Source organism: Pyrococcus yayanosii CH1 (assembly GCF_000215995.1).
Lineage (GTDB): Archaea > Methanobacteriota_B > Thermococci > Thermococcales > Thermococcaceae > Pyrococcus > Pyrococcus yayanosii.
Genome location: NC_015680.1, coordinates 240,068 through 263,339, shown reverse-complemented (window position 1 = coordinate 263,339; position 23,272 = coordinate 240,068). Strand labels below are relative to the sequence as shown.

26 protein-coding genes, 1 tRNA gene, 1 other RNA gene and 1 pseudogene are annotated in these 23,272 nt (G+C 53.9%); 21 read left to right on the top strand and 8 right to left on the bottom strand.

Annotated elements, in window-relative coordinates; all coding sequences use genetic code 11:
• Positions 1-14: 14 nt before the first annotated feature.
• From pyrH to fen, 9 genes and pseudogenes are all read left to right on the top strand, one after another.
• Positions 15-725: a UMP kinase gene (pyrH, locus tag PYCH_RS01525; RefSeq protein ID WP_013905073.1), complete on the top strand. Its 711-nt coding sequence runs from the start codon at positions 15-17 to the stop codon at positions 723-725.
• A 222-nt stretch (positions 726-947) separates the two neighbouring features.
• Positions 948-3,068: an ABC transporter substrate-binding protein gene (locus PYCH_RS01520; protein ID WP_013905072.1), complete on the top strand. Its 2,121-nt coding sequence runs from the start codon at positions 948-950 to the stop codon at positions 3,066-3,068.
• A gap of 75 nt (positions 3,069-3,143) precedes the next feature.
• Positions 3,144-4,145 (top strand): ABC transporter permease, encoded by a 1,002-nt coding sequence (locus tag PYCH_RS01515; RefSeq protein WP_013905071.1) that lies wholly within the window; start codon positions 3,144-3,146, stop codon positions 4,143-4,145.
• Between the two features lie 10 nt (positions 4,146-4,155).
• Entirely contained in the window at positions 4,156-5,307 is a 1,152-nt protein-coding gene (locus tag PYCH_RS01510; RefSeq protein ID WP_013905070.1) for an ABC transporter permease, read from the top strand.
• Positions 5,300-6,280, top strand: coding sequence for an ABC transporter ATP-binding protein (locus PYCH_RS01505; RefSeq protein WP_048058146.1), 981 nt, complete (start codon positions 5,300-5,302; stop codon positions 6,278-6,280). Before PYCH_RS01510 ends, PYCH_RS01505 begins: the two co-directional genes overlap by 8 nt.
• Positions 6,281-6,291: 11 nt before the next feature.
• Positions 6,292-7,272: an ABC transporter ATP-binding protein gene (locus PYCH_RS01500; protein ID WP_013905068.1), complete on the top strand. Its 981-nt coding sequence runs from the start codon at positions 6,292-6,294 to the stop codon at positions 7,270-7,272.
• A gap of 50 nt (positions 7,273-7,322) precedes the next feature.
• Positions 7,323-7,625: pseudogene (locus tag PYCH_RS10290) on the top strand (phosphate-starvation-inducible PsiE family protein); the annotation flags it as partial.
• 69 nt (positions 7,626-7,694) lie between these two features.
• Positions 7,695-7,752: C/D box small nucleolar RNA (locus tag PYCH_RS09545), an RNA gene on the top strand.
• A gap of 7 nt (positions 7,753-7,759) precedes the next feature.
• The gene (gene fen / locus PYCH_RS01490) at positions 7,760-8,785 is read left to right on the top strand and encodes a flap endonuclease-1 (protein WP_013905066.1); all 1,026 of its coding nucleotides are present in this window, start codon (positions 7,760-7,762) and stop codon (positions 8,783-8,785) included.
• Positions 8,786-8,789: 4 nt separating this feature from the next.
• Here fen and PYCH_RS01485 read toward each other — a convergent pair whose 3' ends face one another.
• Positions 8,790-9,692 (bottom strand): transcription initiation factor IIB, encoded by a 903-nt coding sequence (locus PYCH_RS01485; protein WP_013905065.1) that lies wholly within the window; start codon positions 9,690-9,692, stop codon positions 8,790-8,792.
• Positions 9,693-9,824: 132 nt separating this feature from the next.
• On the opposite strand from PYCH_RS01485, the gene PYCH_RS01480 reads away from it, so the two are divergent.
• From PYCH_RS01480 to PYCH_RS01470, 3 genes are read left to right on the top strand one after another with little or no spacing between them, the layout of a single operon-like run.
• Positions 9,825-10,187, top strand: coding sequence for a ribonuclease P protein component 2 (locus PYCH_RS01480; RefSeq protein ID WP_013905064.1), 363 nt, complete (start codon positions 9,825-9,827; stop codon positions 10,185-10,187).
• Between the two features lie 4 nt (positions 10,188-10,191).
• Positions 10,192-11,262, top strand: a complete 1,071-nt coding sequence (locus PYCH_RS01475) for an mRNA surveillance protein pelota (RefSeq protein WP_013905063.1) — start codon at positions 10,192-10,194, stop codon at positions 11,260-11,262.
• 10 nt (positions 11,263-11,272) lie between these two features.
• Positions 11,273-13,162, top strand: a complete 1,890-nt coding sequence (locus PYCH_RS01470) for an arginine--tRNA ligase (RefSeq protein WP_013905062.1) — start codon at positions 11,273-11,275, stop codon at positions 13,160-13,162.
• Position 13,163: 1 nt separating this feature from the next.
• Here PYCH_RS01470 and PYCH_RS01465 read toward each other — a convergent pair whose 3' ends face one another.
• The 3 genes from PYCH_RS01465 to PYCH_RS01455 form a co-directional block, all read right to left on the bottom strand.
• Entirely contained in the window at positions 13,164-13,589 is a 426-nt protein-coding gene (locus PYCH_RS01465; RefSeq protein WP_013905061.1) for a UPF0179 family protein, read from the bottom strand.
• Positions 13,590-13,605: 16 nt separating this feature from the next.
• Positions 13,606-14,646: an NAD(P)-dependent glycerol-1-phosphate dehydrogenase gene (locus PYCH_RS01460; RefSeq protein ID WP_013905060.1), complete on the bottom strand. Its 1,041-nt coding sequence runs from the start codon at positions 14,644-14,646 to the stop codon at positions 13,606-13,608.
• Positions 14,647-14,702: 56 nt separating this feature from the next.
• A tRNA-Met gene (locus PYCH_RS01455) sits at positions 14,703-14,812 on the bottom strand.
• Positions 14,813-14,895: 83 nt separating this feature from the next.
• Here PYCH_RS01455 and PYCH_RS01450 point away from each other — a divergent pair.
• The 5 genes from PYCH_RS01450 to PYCH_RS01430 all read left to right on the top strand — a co-directional run bounded on the left by PYCH_RS01450 (position 14,896) and on the right by PYCH_RS01430 (position 18,021).
• The gene (locus tag PYCH_RS01450) at positions 14,896-15,699 is read left to right on the top strand and encodes a sugar phosphate isomerase/epimerase family protein (RefSeq protein WP_013905059.1); all 804 of its coding nucleotides are present in this window, start codon (positions 14,896-14,898) and stop codon (positions 15,697-15,699) included.
• A gap of 10 nt (positions 15,700-15,709) precedes the next feature.
• The gene (locus tag PYCH_RS01445; protein ID WP_013905058.1) at positions 15,710-16,069 is read left to right on the top strand and encodes a hypothetical protein; all 360 of its coding nucleotides are present in this window, start codon (positions 15,710-15,712) and stop codon (positions 16,067-16,069) included.
• A gap of 26 nt (positions 16,070-16,095) precedes the next feature.
• Complete coding sequence (udg, locus tag PYCH_RS01440) at positions 16,096-16,662, top strand: type-4 uracil-DNA glycosylase (protein ID WP_048058338.1); 567 nt, start codon at positions 16,096-16,098, stop codon at positions 16,660-16,662.
• 106 nt (positions 16,663-16,768) lie between these two features.
• A complete protein-coding gene (locus PYCH_RS01435) occupies positions 16,769-17,236 on the top strand; it encodes a hypothetical protein (protein ID WP_013905056.1) in 468 nt (155 codons plus the stop codon).
• Positions 17,236-18,021, top strand: a complete 786-nt coding sequence (locus PYCH_RS01430) for a 4-phosphopantoate--beta-alanine ligase (protein ID WP_013905055.1) — start codon at positions 17,236-17,238, stop codon at positions 18,019-18,021. Before PYCH_RS01435 ends, PYCH_RS01430 begins: the two co-directional genes overlap by 1 nt.
• Here the strand turns inward: PYCH_RS01430 and PYCH_RS01425 are convergent.
• Both PYCH_RS01425 and bpsA read right to left on the bottom strand, forming a co-directional pair.
• Positions 18,014-18,751, bottom strand: a complete 738-nt coding sequence (locus PYCH_RS01425; RefSeq protein ID WP_013905054.1) for a helix-turn-helix domain-containing protein — start codon at positions 18,749-18,751, stop codon at positions 18,014-18,016. The genes PYCH_RS01430 and PYCH_RS01425 overlap by 8 nt on opposite strands.
• 55 nt (positions 18,752-18,806) lie before the next feature.
• A complete protein-coding gene (gene bpsA / locus PYCH_RS01420; RefSeq protein ID WP_013905053.1) occupies positions 18,807-19,859 on the bottom strand; it encodes a N(4)-bis(aminopropyl)spermidine synthase in 1,053 nt (350 codons plus the stop codon).
• Between the two features lie 118 nt (positions 19,860-19,977).
• Between bpsA and PYCH_RS01415 the strand changes: the two genes are divergently transcribed.
• From PYCH_RS01415 to PYCH_RS01400, 4 genes are read left to right on the top strand one after another with little or no spacing between them, the layout of a single operon-like run.
• Positions 19,978-20,580 (top strand): DUF4443 domain-containing protein, encoded by a 603-nt coding sequence (locus PYCH_RS01415; RefSeq protein ID WP_013905052.1) that lies wholly within the window; start codon positions 19,978-19,980, stop codon positions 20,578-20,580.
• The gene (gene pyrF, locus PYCH_RS01410; protein WP_013905051.1) at positions 20,577-21,212 is read left to right on the top strand and encodes an orotidine-5'-phosphate decarboxylase; all 636 of its coding nucleotides are present in this window, start codon (positions 20,577-20,579) and stop codon (positions 21,210-21,212) included. The genes PYCH_RS01415 and pyrF overlap by 4 nt, the downstream gene beginning before the upstream one ends.
• Entirely contained in the window at positions 21,197-21,715 is a 519-nt protein-coding gene (locus PYCH_RS01405; protein WP_013905050.1) for an RNA-binding protein, read from the top strand. Before pyrF ends, PYCH_RS01405 begins: the two co-directional genes overlap by 16 nt.
• Positions 21,694-22,140 carry an adenylyltransferase/cytidyltransferase family protein gene (locus PYCH_RS01400; RefSeq protein ID WP_048058145.1) on the top strand — a complete coding sequence of 149 codons (447 nt, stop codon included), beginning with the start codon at positions 21,694-21,696 and terminating at the stop codon, positions 22,138-22,140. Before PYCH_RS01405 ends, PYCH_RS01400 begins: the two co-directional genes overlap by 22 nt.
• On the opposite strand, the gene PYCH_RS01395 is transcribed toward PYCH_RS01400, so the two are convergent.
• Together PYCH_RS01395 and PYCH_RS01390 are read right to left on the bottom strand one after the other, a co-directional pair.
• Positions 22,141-22,473 (bottom strand): hypothetical protein, encoded by a 333-nt coding sequence (locus PYCH_RS01395; RefSeq protein WP_013905048.1) that lies wholly within the window; start codon positions 22,471-22,473, stop codon positions 22,141-22,143.
• Positions 22,457-23,230: a ParA family protein gene (locus PYCH_RS01390; RefSeq protein ID WP_013905047.1), complete on the bottom strand. Its 774-nt coding sequence runs from the start codon at positions 23,228-23,230 to the stop codon at positions 22,457-22,459. Before PYCH_RS01390 ends, PYCH_RS01395 begins: the two co-directional genes overlap by 17 nt.
• Positions 23,231-23,272 lie beyond the last annotated feature (42 nt).

Sequence of the window (23,272 nt, the reverse complement as noted above, 5' to 3'; positions counted from 1 at the left end):
TTCTCGGTGGTTCGATGAGGGTGGTGTTCGATATTGGGGGGTCAGTTCTCGTTCCAGATGAGCCGGACGTGGACTTCATAAGCAGAGTGGCTTATGAGCTCACGAAGGTAAGTGAGGAGCACGAGGTAGCCGTCGTCGTCGGAGGCGGAAGAACGGCCCGGAAGTACATTATGGCCGCTGGCAAGCTCGGCGCGAACGAGACCTTCAAGGACTATCTAGGAATTCTCGTTACCAGAGCAAACGCCCTTCTGCTGATAGCAGCCCTAAGGGAGAGGGCCTATCCCAAGGTCGTTGAGGACTTCAGGGAGGCTTGGAGAATAATTCAGCTCAAGAAGATACCCGTCATGGGAGGTACGCATCCCGGTCACACCACGGACGCCGTCGCGGCTCTCCTGGCCGAGTTCTTAAACGCGGACCTTTTTGTCATAGTGACAAACGTTGAAGGAGTTTACGACAGCGACCCCAAAAAGAACCCAGAAGCCAAAAAGATACCCAAAATGAGGGCTTCAGAGCTAGTTGAGATTGTCGCAAGGGCGGAAGGAAAGGCAGGGGAGAGCACCGTGGTCGACCTTTTGGCCGCCAAGGTCATCCAGAGGAGCGGAATAAGGACGTACATCGTGGGTAGGGAAGATGCTCTGAGGCTCTTCGACGTCATCAAGGGCAAGCACTCTGGAACGGTCATCGAGCCAGACCCTGCACCATTCGTAGATAATCACAGACAGTGATGTACCAGTTTGGTCAGAGAAGGCCTCGGATAGGATGTAAAATCGTACACTGTCCATCTTTGTCGGAACTTTTTGTTATATTTTTCCATATTGGCATTACACATGCTCAGATGAATGATCGACAATTCTCTCAATCTGGTGTAAGGGCATGCCTAAGGTCGAAAAATTTATTAGCTCAGGCATTTCAACATACTTCTGCAGGAATCCCGAGGTGATGGCGGTATGAAAAGGACCATCTTTTCCCTTCTGCTAGTAAGCGTTTTGATTTTCGGAACAATTGCCAGCGGTTGTATTGGAGGCGGTGAAACTGGTACCACCACAACAGCACCACGCCCCACCCAGACGGGGCCCACCGAGACTCAGCCTCAAGGCGTAACTCAGGCCATCCTTGAGCTTGATAAAGTTGCCGTGATTGACACGGGTACCGCTATAGTGGTAGTAGGTCCGAAGGGAGAGGAGCCAACTGTCTCAATACCGAGCGGTAAGAAGGTCATAAGGGTCACATATGTTGTAGACGAAGCCAACACGCCCGACGTCAAGACCCTGATGGAGCAGGGCCAGGGATTCGGTGCTATTAATCCCGCCTTCTTCAGGGAAACTCACGTGGACGCTCTCGTTATAGCCGCTAGGAGAGAGACCCAGCCCGAGATAAGGACCGAGCTGTTCAAGGCACTCTACATTCTCGGCAACTACTACGTGCCCGAGGTCATCCTCGGCCAGAACAGGCAGCTCCGTGTCTATTGGGACTGGGTCAAGGGGCGCTACTACCACCCAACCCTACCCGAGCGCTACGACCTCCTCTGGGAGGATCCAAACGCCCCTTCGGTTGACACTGGTATTGGGAGCTACAAGAACGATGCCGAAACCCTCGTCATAGGCACCATCGGATGGCCCGAGAGCTTTGACCCGGCATGGACCTATGAGACCTTCGGATGGGAGATATGGCACGAGATAGGCGACACCCTTGTTACCTACTGGAAGGAGGAAACTGAGCACGTCACCCCCGACCTAGCGGTAGCGTGGGCTCACAACAAGGAGGGCACCGAATGGTACTTCGTCATCAGGGGAGGCGTCGTCGCCTACGACCCATGGAACGAGAAGACTTACCCGATCGACGCTGTTGACGTGCTCTTCACCTTCTGGCGCGTCCAGAGGCTCGGCCACTCCGTCAGCTGGATGGTAGCCGAGTTCATGGATGTCTCCGCTTCTCAGGCCCTCACCGAAGAGGAGTTCAACAACTACCTCAAGGACCACCCGCTCATTGCCGAGTACAATGGCAAGACCAAGGAGATAAGGTCCCTTGACGAGCTCCTCCAGTTCTTCGGATACAGCGGCAAAACAGCTGGAGTCTTCAAGCTCGTCCTGCCGCACCCGTACGCCGCCATACTGAACATAGTGGCCGATCCGTTCCTCAGCGTCGTGCCGATGGAGTACCTCCTTGGCGACAAGTACGAGGAAGCCCTCAAGGCCAGTAACTACGGTAAGAACCCCGATGCCTGGGCTGACTACGTCAAGGAGGGAGCCGACGACGCCACTCACCAGCTCATGCACAGGCAGCCCGTTGGCACTGGGCCGTTCTACGTCAAGGACTACCAGGAGAACAGCTACATCGTGCTTGAATACAACCCGTACTACTGGAACGCCACCGCAAATCCCGGTCACAAGAGGGTCATCTACATCATCAACGACGACGCTGTCTCGAGGGTTAACCTCTTCCTGACTGGCACCGTTGACATCGTCGCCCTGCCAACGGAAAAGATTGAGGATGTCAAGGGCAAGACCCTTGGCAACTATAAGGTCGTCGTCCAGACGGAGCTCCTCCAGCCCATCCTGACGTTCATAGTCTTCAACACCCAGAGGGAGCCCTTCAACAACGTCAAGGTCAGGCAAGCCCTCGCCTACGCAATCCCGTATGACCAGATAGCCAACGTCGTATACAATGGCCTCCTCGAGAGGAACTGGGGTCCAATACCCAAGCCTTGGCCCGGCTATACCGAGTACGGCATAATCAAGTACGACTACAACCTCGCGAAGGCCAAGCAGCTTCTCCAGGAGGCTGGCATTGACCCGAGCAAGTACTCCATCAAGCTCTACTACAACGCCGGCAACTCCCAGCGTGAGAAAATAATGACACTACTCCAGAACATCTGGAGCCAGCTCGGATTCCAGGTTACTGTGGAGAGCTACGAGTGGCCAGTGTACCTCCAGAAGACTTCGCACGGTGACTATGACGTATATGTCGTGGGATGGGTGCCCGACTACCTCGACTCCGACAACTGGGTTGGACCATTCCTCTACGGAGCCACAAAGTTCAAGGAGGTCAACATCGAAGTTTCCGGATGATGTTTCTTTTCTTTTTGATTTTGCCCCTAAATTCGATGTCAGTTTACGTGTAACAATCTTCATGGAGGGTCAGGGATGGCGAACCTGAAAAAGTTCCTGATAAGGAGGATGCTGACTTTCATACCGACGATAATTGGAGTAACGCTCATAGTGTTTCTAATAGCCTACAAGATACCAGCAGACCCGGCCAGAGCATGGGCTGGCGGTGAGAAGGCCTCCCAGGAGGCCATCGAAAGAATAATCAGAGAGTACCACCTCGACAAGCCTTGGTACGACCAGTACATCTTCCTCATGAAGGGCCTGCTGACGAACTCGATAATTGACCCCAGAACATCTAACCCCGTTATGACGGACATCTCCCGCAGGTTCCCCGTAACGTTGCAACTGGCTATAATAGCGTTCACCTTCATGCTCATAATAGGAATCCCGCTCGGCCTTATATCCGCCCTAAAGAGGAACTCCTGGGTTGATACCCTTGTTAGAATATTCGCCCTCCTTGGCGTCTCGACCCCAGCTTTTTGGCTCGGATACTTGATGATATACGTATTCTTCGTGAAGCTTAGGGTCACTACCCTGGCGGGCGTCCCACCCACTCCCGCAACTCAAATAACCCACGTTCCCATGATAGACGCCCTCCTGACCGGAGACTTCGCACTCTTCAAGCAACACCTCGCAAGGTTCTGGCTGCCAGGCTTTACCCTTGGCTTCCTTGGCATGGGTGTCGTTGCAAGGTTTGTCAGAAACAGCTTCCTCGAAGCCCTTAGCTCTGACTTCGTACAGTTCCTAAAAGCCAAAGGAGTTCCAAAGATGAGGGTATACAGGCATGCCCTCAAGAACGCCCTCGTTCCCATAGTCACGGTTCTTGGTCTTCAGTTCGGAGGCCTGCTCGGCGGAACTCCCATCACCGAGACCGTCTTTTCATTACCGGGAATGGGTAGATATGCGGTCCAGGCAATTCAGAACCTTGACTTTCCAGTGGTCATCGCCGTGACATTCATCTACGCGATAATCTACGTAACGACCAACCTGATAGTGGACATCCTCTACGCGATAATCGACCCGAGAGTTAGGTACTGAGGTGATTCCCATGCAGGAGGAATACAAGAAGACGATACTTGACAAGCTTGCGGATAAACTTGTCTATGGTCTCGGAAAGTTCATAAGCCTTTTCAAGAAAGGGTGGATAGAGAAGAATCGCTCAAAGTTGGAAGAATGGCGCCTAATGCTCTACGCCCTCAATCGCTCCCCTCCCGCCCTGATAGGCCTATTCCTCGTATTGATATTCATCTTCCTCGGTATCTTTGGCCCCTACCTCGCCCCCTGGAAGTACAACTTCTTTCCGACCCTCTATACTGCCAATTACGACCAGGTATATCTCGTCCCGCCCGGTAGCAGGGCCACACTGGAGTTTTATAACAATACAGTGGTCTACTACCCGCTCGGTTCTGACCACTACGGCAGGGACCTGCTCAGCCTAATACTGCAGGGTGCGAGGACGAGCTTCGTGATATCGATAATCGTCATAGCCCTCGGTGTTCCTCTCGGCATAATCCTTGGTCTGATAGCCGGGTACTATGGAGGAAAGATAGACGAGCTGATAATGCGTATCACGGACATGTTCCTCGCGTTCCCAGCACTCATCTTGGCCATAGCCTTCTCGGCGGTGCTTCCTGACAGGATACAGGGATTCATATCGGCCCACCCGGCCCTACAGGACTTTATACTGGCACTCTTCGCTCTCGACCAGAGAGAGGCCGGCAACATTGGAAGGTTACTGGCAGTTATAGTTGCCATGATAATAGTCTGGTGGCCAGGCTACGCCAGAATAACAAGAGGTTCAACTCTCACGGAGAGGGAGAAGCTTTACGTTGAGGCGGCAAGGGCCATAGGGCTCCCATCGAGGACCATAATGCTGAGACACATCCTTCCCAACATCATCGGACCCATCTTGGTGTACATAACCCTCGACTTCGGCGGCGTCGTCCTCATGGAAGCCGGCCTGAGTTTTCTCGGTCTCGGTGCAACTCCACCGATAGCCGACTGGGGAAGGATAGTGTACGACGGTGCTCAGTACTTCCCAAGGTGCTGGTGGCTCGTGTTCTACCCTGGCCTTGTGGTTCTCCTGACGGCCCTCGGCTGGAACCTCCTTGGTGACGGCCTTAGGGACATCCTTGATCCTAAGACGAGAAGGAGCATAGAGTTCAAGGTTAAGAAGAAGGAGGGTGAGGAGGGTGCCTGAGCCAATACTCCAAGTTCGTGACCTTACCGTTCACTTCTATACCTACGCGGGCATTGTTAAAGCGATAGAGAAGGTATCCTTCGACGTTTACAGGGGAGAAACGTTTGCCCTCGTCGGGGAGACTGGTTGCGGTAAGAGCGTAACGTCGAGGGCCCTAACCCAGCTCATAGAGAGCCCCGGCAGGATAGTTAGTGGTCAGGTCCTCTACCACAAGGAAGATGGAAGCGTAGTCGACCTCCTCAAGCTCAAAGAGGAAGAGATCAGGCAGATAAGGGGCAACGAGATAGCCTACATCTTCCAGGACCCGCACGCCTCTCTTGACCCCCTCTATACCGTCGGCTATCAAATAGCCGAGGCCATGGGGGTTCACGGCAAGGTTAAGGACATAAAGGAAGGAATAAAGAGGGCAATTGAAATCCTCAGGTCTGTCCTCATACCCGATCCGGAGAGGAGAGTGAAGAACTATCCCCACGAGCTCTCCGGTGGAATGAAGCAGCGTGTCGTCATAGGAATTGGTGTTGCCAATAACCCCCGCATACTCATAGCTGACGAGCCCACCACTGCCCTAGACGTTACCGTCCAGGCCCAGATACTCGACCTGCTGGAGAGGATGAAGGAGATGTACAAGGCGACCGTCATCCTTATAACCCACAACCTCGGCGTCGTCGCCGAAATTGCTGACAGGGTCGCAGTTATGTACGCCGGTAAAATCGTAGAGATTGGTTCAGTGGATCAGATATTCAAGAATCCACTTCACCCCTACACACAGGGCCTCCTCAGGGCCGTCCCCAACCCAATGACGAAGATAGAGAAACTGGAAGCAATACCAGGAACCGTGCCAAACCTCATCAATCCACCCAGCGGATGCCGCTTCCACCCCAGGTGTCCCCGGGTCATGTCCATATGCAAGGAAAAGGTTCCCGAGCTGAAGGAGATGGAGCCCGGACACTTTGTGGCCTGCCATCTCTACTGAGGTGATTAACCATGGGAGAACCCGTGCTCAAGGTTGAGAACCTCAAGAAGTACTTCCCTGTCAGGGGCCTCATCAGGACGATCGGCTGGGTGAAGGCCGTTGACGGCGTGAGCTTCGAGATAGATAGGGGCGAAACCTTTGGTTTAGTCGGGGAGAGCGGATGTGGCAAGACAACGACGGGGAGGACCATACTCAGGCTCATAGAGCCCACGGATGGTAAGATAATCTTCATGGGAAAGGAGGTTACCAAGCTCAAGGGCGAGGAAATGAAATGGTTCCGCAGAAAGGCCCAGATTATGTTCCAAGACCCGTACTCATCGCTCAACCCGAGGCAGACGGTTTTCCAGATAATCATGGAGCCAGTCCGGTTCCACGGCATAGAGGTGGATGACCCCGAGGAATTCGTGGTAGGGTTGTTGAAGAGTGTCGGCCTGAACGAAATGCATCTTTACCGCTACCCTCACGAGTTCTCAGGTGGGCAGAGGCAGAGAATAGCCCTTGCAAGGATTCTGGCACTCAAGCCTGAGTTCATAGTACTCGATGAGCCCACCTCCGCTCTCGACGTATCCGTACAAGCTAATATCCTCAACACCCTCAAGGAGCTTCAGGAAAAGCACGGCTTCACTTACCTCTTCATATCCCACGACCTCGGTGTCGTCAAATACATGAGCGACCGCATAGGCGTCATGTATCTTGGCAAGCTCGTCGAGGTTGGACCCTCAGACAGGATATTCGAGAATCCATTGCACCCATACACGCAGATGCTCCTGTCCGCCATACCAGTCCCCGATCCGGACATAGCGAGGGAAATGAAGGCAAAGAGACAACCGATAAAAGGTGAGCCTCCAAGCCCCATTAATCCGCCGAAAGGATGCCGCTTCCATCCCCGCTGTCCTTTCGCCAAGGCTGGCCTATGCGATGGAAAGGAGCCAACGATTGTTGAGGCCGAGAAGGACCATTACGTTGCCTGCTGGCTCTACGCTAAGGCATAACCTTCTTTTCTTTTCCAAAAGCTTATTAACGGAACCTTTCCAAACATCGGATGATGAAGAGAGGATCTCTGTTCCGGCTCCTAGACCCGGCTTTCGATGTAATTGTTGTTATGCTCGAGCTGGCTACAATGGCCTTGATAGGCATGGCTATATACAGGATGTTCTTCGCCATAATCTCGGGAGAAAATCTTAACGCCATCCTTGACGACTTTATGCTCGTCATAATATTCGTCGAGGTCTACGAACTCCTGTCCCTTTACCTTAAGGAGCACCACGTCAGCATGAGAAGGGTTGCCGAGCTGGGTATGATGGCCATCGTTCGAAAGCTCGTTATAACGACGGACTTCAGGGAGCTCGGACCCTATCTGCTCTTCGGACTCGCCGCCCTCGTGTTCGCCCTGGGATGGGTCTATGGAAAGGTAGGGGATGATGAGCCTTCCCCTCATCTGATAAGTGATGAGCACACCGGTAGGCTGAGGTGATTGAGATGGGAGTTCCCATAGGTGAGCTCCTGCCGAGGAAGGAGATAGAGCTTGAGAACCTATATGGGAAGAAGGTCGCGATTGACGCTCTCAACGCCATCTATCAGTTTCTCTCCACCATAAGGCAAAGGGACGGAACGCCCCTCATGGACTCTAAGGGGCGGATAACATCCCATCTGAGCGGGCTCTTCTACAGGACGATAAACCTCATGGAGGCGGGAATAAAGCCTGCCTACGTCTTCGATGGGAAGCCGCCTGCCTTCAAGAAAAAGGAGCTTGAAAAGAGAAGAGAGGCAAGGGAGGAAGCTGAGGAAAGGTGGCGTGAAGCCCTAGAGCGGGGGAACATTGAAGAGGCTAGGAAGTACGCCCAGAGGGCTACTAGGGTTAACGAGGCTCTTGTGGAGGATGCCAAGAAGCTCCTCGAGCTCATGGGAATACCTGTTATCCAAGCTCCAAGCGAGGGAGAGGCCCAAGCTGCCTACATAGCTGCCAAGGGAGCTGTTTATGCTTCCGCCAGCCAAGACTACGACTCCCTTCTCTTCGGTGCCCCGAGGCTCGTAAGAAACCTAACGATTACGGGGAAAAGGAAGCTTCCCGGGAAGGACGTTTACGTGGACGTAAAGCCGGAGCTCATAGTGCTTGAGGAGGTCCTCAAAGCCCTGAAGATAGACAGGGAGAAGCTCATAGAGCTGGCTATCCTCGTGGGTACCGATTACAATCCCGGCGGCGTTAAGGGGATTGGCCCAAAAAAGGCCCTTGAGATAGTCAGGCACTCCAAGGATCCGTTGGCGAAGTGGCAGAAGGTCAGCGACGTCGACCTTTACGCCATAAAGGAGTTCTTCCTGAACCCGCCCGTCACGGACAACTATGAGCTCAAATGGAAGGAGCCTGACGAGGAGGGCATACTGAAATTCCTCTGCGACGAGCACGACTTCAGTGAAGAGCGCGTCAAGAACGGCATCGAGAGACTGAAGACAGCAGTAAAGGCCGGAAAACAGGTCACCTTGGAAAGCTGGTTTGGGAAAAAGTGAAGAGTTAGGCTATCGGAACCTTTATTCCCAGCTTTTCCACAAGCTCCTTGTAGCGGTTCCTAACGGTTACCTCGGTAACGCGAGCGACCTCAGCAACCTCTCTTTGGGTTCTTTTTTCTCCTTCGAGGAGGGAGGCGATGTAGAGGGCTGCTGCTACTAAACCAGCGGGGCTTTTCCCGCTTGTCAATCCCTTCCTATAAGCTTCTTCCAAAATTTCCACGGCTTTTCTTCTAACCTTTTCACTCAAGCCTAGTTCATCGGCAAACTTGTTCACGTAATCCGTGGGTTTCACGAATAATTTCTTGGGTGTGAGGTTTAAATTGCGGGCTATGAAGCGATAACTTCTCCCAATTTCCTTCTTATCAACTCTTGAGATGTCGCTGATTTCGTCGAGGGTTCTTGGGACTTTTAGGAGCCTGCAGGCGGCGTAAACGCAAGCTGCAATAACACTCTCAATTGAGCGGCCCCTAATAAGCCCCCTCCTAACAGCCTCCCTATAAAGCCTAGCCGCCTCCTCCTCAACATGCTTCGGAAGCTTAAGCTGGGCCGTAATCCTATCAAGCTCACTAAGAGCAAAAGCAAGATTACGCTCCGCAGCATCACTAACCCTCAAACGAGACTGCCACCTCCTAAGCCTATACATCTTCTCCCTCATCAAACCCGTGAGAGAGCGATCTATGCCTATGTCCGTGGAGAGACCCTTATCATGAAGAAGAATACTCTCAGGAGCTCCTGTCCTAGACCTTCTCTCCCTCTGAGAAGCGTCAAAGGCCCTCCATTCAGGTCCCATGTCGATTATGTTCTCCTCGACAACGTAGCCGCACTTTGCACAGACGATTTCCCCCCTCTCGGGATCATATATGAATTCCGTCCAACCACAAACGGGACAAACCCTCTGCTTATTCACCCCAACACCCCCGCCGGCGGATGCAAGTCAATATAACTACGGATACCGAAAGGTATATAAAGATTTGGGCCAGTGGGATGGAACTTCTGGATTGACCCAAACCCTTTAATACGCCCCCTCCAAGGGACTACCATGAGGGAAAAGCCAAAGACGCTCCCGCCGACCCTCAGGGACAAGCACCGCTACATAGCCTTCCAGATAATAGGAGAGAGGCCCCTGAAAAGGAATGATGTGAAGAGGCTCATCTGGGAGGCATCCCTCAGGGTTCTCGGCGAGCTGGGAACTGCGGAGGCAAAGCCCTGGTTCATAGACTTCGACGAAGAGAGCCAGACAGGAATAGTGAGGTGCGATAGAAACCATGTTGAGAGGATTCGCTTCGCCCTCGCCCTGATCACGGAGTTCAACGGGACGAGGCTTATCGTGAGGACGCTCGGCGTATCGGGGACCATAAGAAGACTGAAGAGGAAGTTCCTCTCGGAATTCGGATGGAGGTGAGGCCATGGAAATCCTCGAGGAGAACCCGAAGGAGGGCAAGGTCAAGCTCAAGGTCGAGACCCTTGACGACCTCTGGCACCTCTACCACATCATAGACGAGGGCGATGTAGTTTACGCAAAGACGCTCAGGAAGCAGAGCCAGCGAAGTGACTCCCTAAGACCCGAGAAAGTAGAGGCCGTGCCCGTATTCCTCGGGGTTAGGGCTGAGAAGATAAACCTTCACCGCTTCGTAAACCAGCTCCGCGTAACGGGTCCGATAGTTTATGCGAGCCGCGATGACGTCCCCCTTGGCCGCTACCATACAATAGCCATAGAGCCCGGCACCGTGATAACGGTTCAGAAGGAGATGTGGAAGGCCCATCACATCGAGAGACTCAGGGAGGCCGTGGAGGCCTCGAAGAGGGCGAGGATGATGATAGTGGCCCTCGAGGACGGGGAGGCAGAAATAGCGGTCATGAGGGAGTACGGCCTTGACTTTATGGCCACCGTTAGGCATAACCTCAGCGGGAAAAGGTATAACTCGAAGAGGGAGGACGAGGAGATGAAGTTCTTCCACGACCTGGCAAAGACAATGCTGGAGATAATGGAAAGGGAGAACGTCGAAAGGGCCATAGTGGCCGGGCCCGGCTTCACAAAGGAGAACTTCGCGGCCTTCTTGAGGGAGAACTACTCGGAGCTCGCCAAGAGGATAGTACTTGATGACGTGAGCACCGGCGGGAGGACCGGGGTTTACGAGGTCATAAAGAGAGGAACCGTGGACAAGGTTTATAGAGAGAACCGTGTTGCGAAGGAGGTAAGGCTCGTCGAGAGAGTCATAGAGGAGATAGCGAAGAACGGTCCCGTCGCCTATGGATTGAGGGAGGTTGAGGAGGCCGTCAACTACGGTGCGGTCGAGACGCTCCTTGTCCTCGACGAGCTACTTAAGGGTGATATGAGGGCCAAGGTTGAAGAGCTCATGGAGACCGCGAGAAACCTCAGAGCGAACGTCGTCGTCGTTAGCGGCGAGCACGAGGGTGGAGATAAGCTGAGGGCCCTCGGAGGGATAGCGGCGCTGCTCAGGTTCAAGATAAGGTGAGGTGAGAAGCATGCTCGAGAGGTTAAAGGGGGAAGTCGGAAAGGCCGTTGCGGACGTCGTTAGGGAGCTCGCCCCAGGATGGGAGGGAAGAATCGAGTTCGCGGACACGCCGAGCCCTGAGATGGGCGACTTCGGAACCGCGGTGGCCTTCCAGCTCGCGAGGGTTCTCAGAAAGGCCCCGAAGCTCATAGCTGAAGAGCTCGCCGAAAGGCTTCGTGACAGGCTTCCGGAGGGCATAAGGGAGGTAAGAGCTGTCAACGGCTACATCAACTTCTTCATAGACTACGGAGCCTTCGCGAGGGCCCTAATACGTGAAATCCTAACGAAGGGCGACCGCTACGGCGAAGGAATAGTCGGGAGAGGAAGGAAGGTCATCGTCGAACACACGTCCGTGAACCCGACGAAGCCCCTCCATATGGGGCACGCGAGGAATGCAGTCCTCGGCGACACGATGGCTAGGATAATGCGCTTCCTCGGCTACGAGGTCGAGGTGCAAAACTACATAGATGACCTCGGCGTTCAGTTCGCCCAAGTTTACTGGGGCTACCTCAACCTCAGGGAGGAGTTCGAGCGTATAATGGCTGAGCTTAAGGAGAAAGGGCTCAAGAAAAACCCGATAGACCATGCCCTGGGCCTCCTTTACGTCGAGGTGAACAGGAGACTTGAGGAGAACCCTGAGCTTGAGGGGCAGATAAGGGCCCTAATGAAGCAGCTTGAGGAGGGGAATGAGGAGGGCAGAAAGCTCGCCGAGGAGGTCGTCAGGGCCCAACTGGAGACCACGAGGAGGCTTGGCATCGAGTATGACCTCCTCAGCTGGGAGAGCGACATAATGAGGAGTGGCATATTCGAAGAGGCCATGGAAATGCTCCAGGGGAACGAGAACTTCTACACGCCCGAGGAGGGGAAGTATAAAGGGGCCTTCGTCATGGACCTGAGGAAGCTCTTCCCGGACATGAAGAACCCCTTCCTCGTCCTCGTCAGGAGCGATGGAACGGCGACGTATACTGGCAAGGACATAGCCTACCACCTCTGGAAGTTTGGCAAGGTTAAGGCGGATATGCTCTACAAGCCTTGGGACGGGAAGACTTGGACAACTGCTCCAGATGGAAAGGAGATGCCCGGCAGATTCGGAAGGGCCGACGTGGTCATAAACGTCATCGGAGCAGAGCAAAGGCACCCTCAGATGGCAATAAAGTACGCCCTCCAGCTCCTTGGATTTGAGGAGAGTGCGGAGAACTTCCATCACCTCGCTTACGAGCACGTTGTCAGGCCGGAGGGCAAGTTCAGCGGTAGGAAGGGAACCTGGGTTGGCTTCACCGTTGACGAGGTGCTCGATGAAGCCGTGAAAAGGGCGAGGGAGCTCGTCGAGGAAAAGAACCCGAACCTGAGTGAGGAGGAGAAGTGGGAGATAGCTGAGAAGGTCGGTGTCGGTGCGATAAGGTTCAACCTCCTCAAGTACAGCCCTGACAAGGTGATAACCTTCCGGTGGGAAGATGCTCTCAACTTCGAGGGAGAGAGCGCGCCCTACGTCCAGTACGCCCACGCACGCTGCGCCTCAATACTGAGGAAAGCCGAGGAGGGTGGCTTGAACATCGAGTGGGAATCTCTTCTTCAGAGGGCCGACTTCTCGAAGCTAACTGAGAAGGAAAGGGAGCTACTGATGCTTCTCGCGAAGTTCCCAGAGGTCGTTGAGACGGCGGGAAAAGACGTCAGGCCACACCTGCTGGCCTGGTATGCAAACGAGCTGGCGTCGCTGTTCAACAAATTCTACATGGATCATCCGGTGCTCAGGGCTGAGAAAGGAGTTAGGGAAGCCAGGCTGCTGCTCGTGATGGCCGTGAAGCAGGTCCTCAGGAACGTCCTCTGGTTGATGGGCATCGAGGCCCCGGAGAGAATGTGATTCAGCCTTCTCGCATCACCTTCACTATTTTGTAAGTCCTCCCCCTGCACTCGAACTCGCCGACAATGTCCAGTATCTTCACGGTATCGCCCTCGAAGAGACCCTCTGGCCTTACCAGCTCGGCCTTCTCGGGGTCATCACAGTCCACGAAGCTGAGCTTGATCTTACTACCAACTATAGCGAGCCTCGGCTCCACTGCAACCTCTATGGCGGGCTCAACAACTTCCACAACTCTAACCTTCCCCTCGTGGAGCGGACAGGGATGCTCTATGTTCCTGACCCTAACTATCTTGTACCTCCTTCCCGGCTCCAAATTGCCTGTGCAGACCCTTGCCAGCCTGCAAGTCTTACAGGGCTCGGCCGGTCCATAATATATGAACTCGAGACCAGGTTTGGCGAGCTTTTCCCCAACCAGCGTGATTACCATCTCCAACACCTCCCCCTCATATTACCCCGGTTATTTCAGCGGCCCTCCTCGCGGCCTCCTTCGTGAGCCCGTCCCTGCCAAGGATTGTGTAGCGCTCTGGCCTTATGGTGTGAGCAATCGTCAGGGCCTCTACGATTATCTCTGGGTCTATACCAAGCTCGTAAGCATTCGTCGGCGCGCCAACCCGTTTAAGGGCCTCCCTTATCTTTCTCCAGTTGATGCCATGGAGGTATGCCATGATTATCGTCCCGACGCCCGTCTGCTCACCATGAAGAGCAGGCTTCGATGCAAGCATGTCGAGGGCATGACTAAAAAGGTGCTCGGCACCGCTAGCCGGCCTGGACGAGCCCGCTATGCTCATGGCAACCCCGCTCGATATCAGGGCCTTAACGACCTTCCTCACGGCGTCCTCATTGCCCAACCTAATCACGTCGGCGTTTTTCATGACCATCTTTGCGCTCATGAGACTGAGGGCAGCCGCGTACTCGCTGAAGTATTCCCCCTTTATCTTGTGGGCCAGTTTCCAGTCCCTAACCGCGGTTATGTTGCTTATCACGTCCCCAACCCCGGCCGCGAGGTAGCGGTGGGGGGCCGTCTTTATGACCCTAACGTCGGCTATGACCGCTATGGGGGGCCTAGCCTTGACCGATGTTTTAGCCCCCAGATCCTTTATAGAGGCGTTGGCACTCGCTATACCGTCATGGGAGGCGGTGGTTGGGAAGCTTACGAAGGGAACGTTCGCCCTGAATGACGCGAGCTTCGCAACATCTATTATGCTCCCGCCGCCAACCGCCACAACCCATTCGATTGCAAGGTCTAAGATTTTCTTCTCGACCTTCTCGACTTCTTTCATGTAGGGCCCCCAGACCGTGAGGGAATGAACGTCAAATGCATCCTTAAGGTCCAGCTCAACTTCCTTCCCCGCTATCTCCTTCGTCTTGGGTCCATAAAGAACGAGAACACGTTCCCCGAGATTCAATCGTCTCGCAACGTTCTTAACCTCGCTTTTCAAGTTCTCACCTAGAAGAACTTCTCGCGGGAACTCTATTAGGTGCATCGTCATCCCCTCTTCCTTTAGACGTTCCAACTTAAAAACTCGTTGGTGAGAATAGATGGTGCCGGGGCGGGGCTTCGAACCCCGGATCTCCCGGTTTCTCAGGCTCCCCCTCCCGGGGGAGTAGCCCTATGAGCCGGGCGCTTTGACCAGGCTAAGCTACCCCGGCACTGCCCGGAATACCTCACCCGCGGAAGACTTTTAAATCTTTCGCCCGAGGGAAGTTCAAGGCAAACCCGGAGGTATCCGACTATGAAGGTTGGAGTCAGTATTTATCCTCACTTCATAAGCGGAACGAAGAGCTTGCCCTCAATCCTAGCCGAAGTCAAGATAAAGGATTACGACTTCGTCCAGATATTCCCCCATGCGCTCGGTCTCATAAAGAACGGAACCGTCGTCGAGAACCATTTAGGGGACATAGAGACGGCCCTGAGAGGGGTTGGAATTGACTATATCGTGAGGATGCCCGTCTCGGTGAACCTCAGGGACAGCGTGTACTATTCGAGGCACTTTAAGGTCGCAAAGGCCACCCTTGACGTCGCCATAAAGCTTGGGGCCAAGATAATAGTCATGCAAAGTGGAAAGACGGGCAGGCTTGATTTGGAAATAGAGGCCATCCAGAGCCTCGCCGACATAGCCTCCAAGTTTGACATAAGGATAGCCCTCGAGAACACCTTTAGCGTCAAGGACACCCTCTATGTTATTGACAACGTGAACAGAGAGAACGTCGGCTTTGCCCTCGATGTAGCCCACGCCTTTCTCAGTGCCCAAGGGGACGAGAACAAGCTCCTCGAGGACGTGAAGCTCGGGGTTGAGAAGACAATACTCCTCATGGTGCACGACAACTTCGGAAAGATGTTCCCCCAGGTCGAACCCGAGGACGCCCTCGCCTACGGCGTCGGAGATCTTCACCTCCTGCCCGGCGAAGGCAAAATACCCTTCGGAAAGGTCCTAAGGCTCTTCGACGACGTGCCCATCCTTCTCAAGGTCAAGGACCGAAAGACTTTCGAAAGTCTCCCGATGAAGGCGGAGCTCGTTGAGAAGCTCAAGAAGTAGGGGGAGAAGCATGCCGGCCAGAGAGATGAGGATGGAGATGTTTCTCAGGGCTCTCTTGAGGAGGGACTTTGACAAGGCAAAGGCACATTTGGATAAGCTCCAGAAGGTAGTAGGGGACGACGAGTGGGGCAGAGGCTATTCAAAGGCCATAAATGGCTTCATGAGCGCCCTCAAAGACGGTGATTCCGATGCTCTCATCGTGAAGCTGATTAACGAGCCTAATCCTGACGAAATCAGAAAGCTACTAAAGCGCTTTGAGGATATAAAGACCCAGGAGTTCAGGGACGACTACGAGAGGGGATACTATACAGCGTGGGTCGAGCTCTTACAGGCATACCTGAGCCAGAAGACGCTAACAGGGAGTAGGTGAGCCCCTTGTCCTCCAAGGAGGAGCTAATGAAGAGGTTAGAGGAAAGGATCCAGACTTGCAAGAAGTGCCTTCTTGGCAACCTGCGGACGAACGCTGTTCCCGGCTCTGGAAGCTACGATGCCAAGGTGATGTTCGTTGGAGAAGCGCCGGGCTACTGGGAGGACCAGAAAGGCTTGCCCTTCGTGGGAAAGGCTGGAAAGGTCCTCGACGAGCTCCTATCCATGATTGGGCTGAGGAGGGAGGACGTTTACATTACAAACATCGTCAAGTGCAGGCCGCCCAACAACCGCGACCCCAGAGAGGAGGAAATAAGGGCCTGCTCCCCCTACCTTGACATGCAGATAGACATCATACGCCCCCGTGTCATAGTTCCCCTGGGGAGGTACTCCATGAGCTACATCCTCAGAAAGTTCGGCTTCGAGCCGGAGCCGATAAGCCGCGTTCACGGTAAAGTTTATGAAGCCAGCACGCTCTTCGGCCGGGTTTACATAATGCCCGTCTACCATCCTGCAGTCGCCCTTTACAAGCCCCAGCTCAGGGAGGAGCTCAAAAGGGACTTCCTGAAGCTTAAGGAGCTTTTATCCCGGGCATGACAACCCTTTTAAATCGTTGACCCTAACCTTCCTTGGCCGATGATGAGTGTCATCCCAGCCGATGCGGGGTCGATGAGGAAGTTAATTCCCCACCTGAGGTGGTCGCATGTTCAAGTTCCTCCGACGCAAGCAGCGGAGAAAAGGCCCTCTTGTCTATTTAAGTGAGCCCACAATTCTCTACCATACGAAAACTGAAAAGGCCATCTTGGAGATAATCGAGGAAAAGCTCGGCTCGACCAACGTCATAGTCCCCTCCGACTACGGCCTCCGCGACGTCAGCCACAGGATTAGGGAGGCAGAGTACCTTGTGGCAGTCGCCCCGCTGGGGAAGTTCACGACCCTCGTCTGCAGGGAGGTGAAGAAGGCAAGGGGATTGGGTGTGAAGGTTTACACCCTCACCGTCGCGAGGAAGGATAATGAGCTTCTATACCTCTTCGAGGAGGGAGTTCCCGACCATATTGAGTGGCTCGATGAGAAGGAGACAAGGGAATTCCTGAACGAGTTTCTCGGAAGCGAGTTCATGGACACCGCCTTCCGAGGCTTTTTCCTTGGAAGCAGAAGGAGGGAGTGGTAATGGTAAGGATACCTAAGAGCCATCCCCGATACTGGAGCCTGCTCTACAGGGAAAAAATAATCGAGAGCATGGAGGAGGGAATAACTGCAAAGGCCGGTCTCATAGCCCATGGACGCGGTGAGGCTTTCGATTACCTCATCGGCGAGAGAACCATCGAACCGGCAGAGAGGGCGATGAAAGTTGCGGTAGCCAAGCTCCTCCTCGCGGAGTATCCCGTTATCTCTGTTAATGGCAACGTGGCTGCCTTAGTCCCCCGGGAAACCGTCGAGCTTGCCAAGGCCGTGAACGCAAAGCTGGAGGTAAACCTCTTCTACAGGACGGAGGAGAGGGTTAGGAAGATAGCGGCACTCCTTAAGGAGCACGGGGCGGGGGAGGTGCTTGGCCTGAACCCAACAAAGAAGATCCCCGGTCTCGAGAGCGAGCGTGGAAAGGTGGATGAAAACGGAATCTGGAAGGCCGACGTGGTCCTCGTCCCGCTCGAGGACGGCGACAGGACGGAAGCCCTCGTAAGAATGGGCAAGTTCGTGATAACCGTCGATTTAAACCCTCTCTCGCGCTCCGCGAGGATGGCTCACGTAACAATAGTGGACAATATCGTGAGAGCATATCCACGGATGATTGAGCTGGCGAGGGAGATGAGAGACTATGACAGGAAGGAGCTTGAGAAAATCGTGAAGGAGTACGACAACGAAAGAACGCTGAGCGATGTCCTTAGGCACATAAGGGACAGACTCACCCGCCTTGCGGAGGAAGGAATCTGGAGGCGGGAGAGGCTGGTTACCTAATCACCCGCTCCTCAACGCTACCCGCCAGCCTCCTGAGCCTCGCTATAAGCTCCCCCTCATTCTCCGCCCTAGAAACGACGAGGGGGACCCTCTCCTTCTCAGCTATCTTGACGGCGAGCCCGTCGAGGTTCTTAACACCGTGGAGAACAACCATAGCGGGCTTCAATCCCTGAACTCTCACGGCTATCATAGGGCTTCTCCCCGTCGTCACCTTCGTGAAGACGAGAGCCCTCTCAGTCGTCCATCCGTAAAGCTTCAGGAACTCGTCCGCGGACATCTCCAGGATAGCCTGGATGCTGTCCACGACTGTGTAGCCATATATCCTCCTATCCACTAGATCGGCGTTGGCCACTATTTCCCCCTTAACGGCTTCTACAACGTCTCTAACCGTGACGGGTATAGCAAACTCCCTTATGTCTAGTATTGCGCTCGTGGGGAAGTCGCTTCCGAGGGTCCGGCTGAAGGCCTTTATGACGTTTCCTCCACGCCTCTCGTCTATCTCGAGAAGGGCTTCCACGAACTTCCTTATGGTGGAGGCGCCGGGGCTTTTTCTACGACCACCTTCGTAATCGCTAATGACGGAAGAGGAGACACCGAGGTATTCAGCGAGCTCCGTCTGGCTAATGCCGAATATTTCTCTCCACTTCCGCATCGTCTTGCCAGGATCGGACGATAGGACTATCTCCCCAGCTATCCTCTTCGCTAGGGTCTCCTTCTCCTTTTCCAGCATGTTCCCAAATCCGCAAAGAAAGATATAAACATTTCGGCGATTGCCTAAAAATGTGTCAGGTGGTGGAAGCCTCCTCGTCGTTGTAGAGCTCGCTCCCGACCGTTATCTCATCCTCGAAGCCTCTGGAACCCTCAAGGGTCTCTATTCTGAACATATAACTCTTATACCAGTTGTGCTTCGGCAGACTCTTTATCGGGATGAGCCTCCAGGCCCTCGTCTCTTCGGCGTAGCCCCAATTGACGTACTCGTTGAAGTTCCTGATTACATCGGTTATCACGACATTGAACTCGTTGATGAGGAGCCTCTGTATCTCGCGCCACTTGTCAAGGGAGCTCTCCCTCCTGGTTATCCCAAAGTATCCGGCGCACCTTGGCCCCTTGAGCGTGGCGATTCCCCTGCCGACGAATGCCCTGATAGCTTCTATGGTCTCCGGCGGGTCGGTGATGAAGGTGTCGAACTTATGGAGCGCGTAGTCTGGGAGAGGCTTCCTGAGGTCAAAGGTGAATATATCGATGTCGTTGTAGCCTATCTCGTCGGCGACTCTCTCTATGAACTTCGTGAGCCTCTCGTCAATGTCGAGGACGGCTATCCTCTTCGGGAGACCGCTCAGCATCAGGGCGATGCTCGTTAAATCGTCGTCGCCAAGGACGAACACCTCCTTGTTCTCGAGGTCGCCACGGATGTGCATTAACACAACCCTCGCAATAGTAGTCTCGGGAGTGACGTAGGCCTGGTCAAATTCGTGCTTTGGCTGGGGCCTGTCCTTGGTTATCTCCTTGAACTGCTCGAGCAGGTCGGAGAATGGGTTTAGGTCAACGGTCTTACCTGCACAGTGGGTGCAGGTGTAGTCAACCCTCTTTCCTATCCCCATCTCCTCCAAGAAGGATAATCCTCTCTCCGTCAGCTTGACGCCATCCTCAAAGCTTACGTAGCCAAGCTCGTTGAGGGTCTCGAGAATGGCCACGACGAGTGGAAGCGGCTCCTCACTGAGATCGACGATGCGCCATATGTCGTCGCTCGCGAGAACCGCCGAGAGAACGTTTTCAACGCTCCTCTCGTAGACTGGAATCCTCGTCTTAGTCTTCACCTTCTCAACTATCTCCCTCATTCCCAAACACCCCCCAGAAAGGTTTCTTTCCCTTTCTCCTTGACTCCCCTTTTTAAAAGTTTCTGAGGGCGGGCAAAGTTTATTTATCCACGGGGAGAAATCTTCCCGGTGAGTTGGAGTGGGCTGGAAGAGAGGGGCTTATCCCGAATACACACTCGAGGATGCCGTTGGAACGATATTCTTACTCAAAGAGCTACTCGGAAGAAAGCAGATATCCGAACTTCTTGATCTCGGGGAAGGTAGCGTGAGGACGCTACTCAGGAAGCTGACTAGCAACGGCCTTATAGGGTCTAAGCAGAGAGGGCATTTCCTCACAAAAAAGGGCGAGGCTCTTAGAGAAGAGCTCCTCAAGGAGTTCTCCGAACCGGTACCGCTCCCATCCGTGGATGGATATCCCGCCTGCGGCATCGTGATTAGGAGACCCGGGCCCTTTAAGAGCCTCGAGCTGAGAGACGAGGCCATAAGGTTTCGGGCAAGAGGAGCTCTGATACTCCTTATGAAGGACGGGAAGATAGTCTTTCCTGAGGACGAGAGGCCCCTCGCCGACACTTATCCAGAGCTTGACGCCGAGATAATGAGGAGGCTCTCCCCGGAGGGGGGGGACCTCGTAGTTGTCACGTGGGCCGATGAGCCACCTTGGGCGTTCAAGAGCGCCATCCACGTCGCCCTGTTCTTAAAGGGGGGCAAAATACCAGGCGAACTAAAGGAGGTGATCAGGTGATAGTGCTGGCCCTTGACGTCTACGAAAGGGAGAGAGCCCTCAGGATAGCTGAGGATGTAAGGGAGTACATATCCATGATAAAGGTCAACTGGCCGCTCATACTAGGCTCCGGAATAGGAATAATCAGGGAGCTCAAGGAGAGAACGGGCCTTCCTATGATAGCCGACCTTAAGCTGGCCGACATACCAAACACCAACAGGCTTGTGGCGAAAAAGGTCTTCGAGGCCGGAGCCGACTACATTATAGTGCACGGGTTCGTCGGGAGAGACAGCGTCAGAGCCATTATGGAGCTCGGCGAGATAATAATGGTCGTCGAGATGAGCCACCCGGGGGCAGAGGAGTTCATTCAACCGGTTGCCGACAAGCTCATCGAAATTGCTAACGAGATTGAGCCCTTTGGCGTCATAGCCCCCGGAACAAGGCCTGAGAGGGTAAGATACATACGGAAGATGTTGAAGAAAGGAATAAAGATATTTACACCCGGAATAGGAGCTCAGGGAGGAAGCGCCCGCAAGGCCCTCGAGGCTGGGGCCGATTACATAATCGTGGGGAGAAGGATATACGGGGCTGAGGACCCAAGGAGAGCTGCCGAGGAGCTCTACAAGGAGGTGAGAGCATGGAGCTCAGGGTGAAGCACCCTCTAAGCAAGAAGGAAATTAAAAACATATTGAGGGAGCTCTCGAGGATGTTCGGCGAGGATATCGCAGGGAAGCTGTTGAAGAAGAAGGACGATGTTGTGGTTGCAGAGTTTGACAAGATGACCCAGATACTCCTCGTAAACGGAAAGCCGAGATTCATAAAGAGGGGAGAACTTATATTCCCGCTCGTCATCGCTCTGTACGAGCTCTCGGATGAGGAGGATCTCAGGAGGTGGCCCAGAAGGGTCGTCGTCGACGGGGGAGCCGTCCCCCACATCCTCAACGGCGCGGACGTTATGGCTCCAGGAATAGTGGACGCCGATGAGGATATAGGGGAGGGAGACCTCGTCTTCGTCGTCGAGGAGGAATACGGACGGCCGCTCGCCATAGGGATAGCCCTCATGGACGGAAAGGACATGAAGGAGAGGAGAAAGGGCAAGGCCGTAAAGGTAATCCACCATGCGAGGGACAGGATATGGGAGCTGACCGCAAGGTAAGGGTGGTCGTGGGTGGCGTCTTCGATATACTTCATGTAGGCCACGTCCACTTCCTCAAAATGGCGAAGGAGCTCGGAGATGAGCTGGTGGTGATAGTAGCCCATGACGAGACCGTCAAGAGAAGGAAAGGTCGACCACCCATAAATCCAGCGGAAGATAGAGCAGAGCTCCTTAGGGCCATACGTTACGTGGACGACGTCGTCATAGGAGAGCCGGGGGAGATCAGCCCCGACCTAATAAAAAAGCTTGATCCTGACATAATAGCCCTTGGGCCCGACCAAGAGTTCAGCTGTGAGGAGTTAAAGAAGAGACTCAGGGAGCACGGGATAAAGGCTGAGGTCGTGAGGCTACCCTATCTGTATAAACACGATAGGGCGAAGACGAGCAAGATAATCGAGCGGATAATCGAGACTTTCTGCGAGTGATCATACTTTGAGCTTTCTCAGATACTCCCTCAGGAACTCCGGGTCCTCCCTTCTGACGGCCTCCACGAGCTCTCCGAACTTCCTTTCTCCTAAGGCCATCCGCAAGTAGTAGTAAAGATTAACGGCATCCTCTATTATCCTGCTCTGCCTCCTTCCCTCCTCCGCGTAAAGCTCGATGAGTTTCCTGTTTGTGTCTAGAGTTATGTAGAGGGTCTTTTGCATCTTCTCTCTCTTCAGGTCTTTCCCCTTCTCTGCTCTCTTTCCGGGCTTCTTCAGCTCGTCTATGGAGCCGGAAAAGAGCTTCGGTATCTTGGCATCATCCTTCCTCGACAATCTCTACCACCTCTTTGGCAAGCTTTTCAAAGGCCCTAGCGGCCCTCCCGTCCGGCTCGTAGTCAAAGATACTCAGGCCCTCAGCCTGAGCCTTTTCCAGAGATATTGCCTTAGGTATGGTCGTCAGGAGGGGAGCGTCGGGGTACGTCTCCCTGAGCTCCCTCAGCCTCATCTGGGGGACCTTCGTCTGGCGGGTGAACTTGTTGGGAACTATGCCGAGAAGAGTCAGGGACTCGTTGGTTTCTTCCCTTATCATCTTCATGAGGTTAAACATGAGCTGCATTCCTATGACGCCGAAGTAGCTAAGCTCCAGCGGGATTAGAACGTAGTCGGAGGCCGTGAGAGAGTTCACGAGGAATATGCCCATACTGGGTGGGTTGTCTATGATGACATAATCGTAGTCGGGCAGAACGGGACGTAAAGCCCTTTCAAGTCTCCTCTCCCTATTGTAGGCATTTATTATCTCAATCTCCTTGGCGGAGAGGTTCAAATGACTTGGTAGTAAGTGAAGGTTCTCGTTGACTTCTACGATCGTTTCACGAACGTCGCTCTCCCTAGTCATCAGGGTTCCCACGTTGTTCTCCTCATACTTCAGAACATCCATCCCTATCAGGGCAAACGTTAGGTTAAACTGAGGATCTATGTCCACCAAGAGGACCTTCTTCCCGATGCGGGCAAGGGCATGGCCAAGGTTCAAGGCGATCGTTGTTTTACCTACGCCCCCTTTCTGATTAGCAATGCTGATGATAATTGCCATAGCATCACCTGGGGATATTGGTCAGAATAATTAAAAAGTGTT

What these genes read in the sequence shown, in the direction of transcription:
- PYCH_RS01520 (WP_013905072.1), top strand. Translation starts at nt 948, where the DNA reads ATGAAAAGGACCATCTTTTCCCTTCTGCTAGTAAGCGTTTTGATTTTC.
- PYCH_RS01500 (WP_013905068.1), top strand. Translation starts at nt 6,292, where the DNA reads ATGGGAGAACCCGTGCTCAAGGTTGAGAACCTCAAGAAGTACTTCCCT.
- PYCH_RS01400 (WP_048058145.1), top strand. Translation starts at nt 21,694, where the DNA reads ATGGGAGCTGACCGCAAGGTAAGGGTGGTCGTGGGTGGCGTCTTCGAT.
- PYCH_RS01435 (WP_013905056.1), top strand. Translation starts at nt 16,769, where the DNA reads ATGTTCAAGTTCCTCCGACGCAAGCAGCGGAGAAAAGGCCCTCTTGTC.
- PYCH_RS01480 (WP_013905064.1), top strand. Translation starts at nt 9,825, where the DNA reads ATGAGGGAAAAGCCAAAGACGCTCCCGCCGACCCTCAGGGACAAGCAC.
- fen (WP_013905066.1), top strand. Translation starts at nt 7,760, where the DNA reads ATGGGAGTTCCCATAGGTGAGCTCCTGCCGAGGAAGGAGATAGAGCTT.
- PYCH_RS01450 (WP_013905059.1), top strand. Translation starts at nt 14,896, where the DNA reads ATGAAGGTTGGAGTCAGTATTTATCCTCACTTCATAAGCGGAACGAAG.
- PYCH_RS01405 (WP_013905050.1), top strand. Translation starts at nt 21,197, where the DNA reads ATGGAGCTCAGGGTGAAGCACCCTCTAAGCAAGAAGGAAATTAAAAAC.
- PYCH_RS01470 (WP_013905062.1), top strand. Translation starts at nt 11,273, where the DNA reads ATGCTCGAGAGGTTAAAGGGGGAAGTCGGAAAGGCCGTTGCGGACGTC.
- PYCH_RS01390 (WP_013905047.1), bottom strand. Translation starts at nt 23,230, where the DNA reads ATGGCAATTATCATCAGCATTGCTAATCAGAAAGGGGGCGTAGGTAAA.
- PYCH_RS01430 (WP_013905055.1), top strand. Translation starts at nt 17,236, where the DNA reads ATGGTAAGGATACCTAAGAGCCATCCCCGATACTGGAGCCTGCTCTAC.
- PYCH_RS01465 (WP_013905061.1), bottom strand. Translation starts at nt 13,589, where the DNA reads ATGGTAATCACGCTGGTTGGGGAAAAGCTCGCCAAACCTGGTCTCGAG.
- pyrH (WP_013905073.1), top strand. Translation starts at nt 15, where the DNA reads ATGAGGGTGGTGTTCGATATTGGGGGGTCAGTTCTCGTTCCAGATGAG.
- PYCH_RS01475 (WP_013905063.1), top strand. Translation starts at nt 10,192, where the DNA reads ATGGAAATCCTCGAGGAGAACCCGAAGGAGGGCAAGGTCAAGCTCAAG.
- PYCH_RS01515 (WP_013905071.1), top strand. Translation starts at nt 3,144, where the DNA reads ATGGCGAACCTGAAAAAGTTCCTGATAAGGAGGATGCTGACTTTCATA.
- PYCH_RS01445 (WP_013905058.1), top strand. Translation starts at nt 15,710, where the DNA reads ATGCCGGCCAGAGAGATGAGGATGGAGATGTTTCTCAGGGCTCTCTTG.
- PYCH_RS01425 (WP_013905054.1), bottom strand. Translation starts at nt 18,751, where the DNA reads ATGCTGGAAAAGGAGAAGGAGACCCTAGCGAAGAGGATAGCTGGGGAG.
- PYCH_RS01460 (WP_013905060.1), bottom strand. Translation starts at nt 14,646, where the DNA reads ATGCACCTAATAGAGTTCCCGCGAGAAGTTCTTCTAGGTGAGAACTTG.
- bpsA (WP_013905053.1), bottom strand. Translation starts at nt 19,859, where the DNA reads ATGAGGGAGATAGTTGAGAAGGTGAAGACTAAGACGAGGATTCCAGTC.
- PYCH_RS01510 (WP_013905070.1), top strand. Translation starts at nt 4,156, where the DNA reads ATGCAGGAGGAATACAAGAAGACGATACTTGACAAGCTTGCGGATAAA.
- udg (WP_048058338.1), top strand. Translation starts at nt 16,096, where the DNA reads ATGAAGAGGTTAGAGGAAAGGATCCAGACTTGCAAGAAGTGCCTTCTT.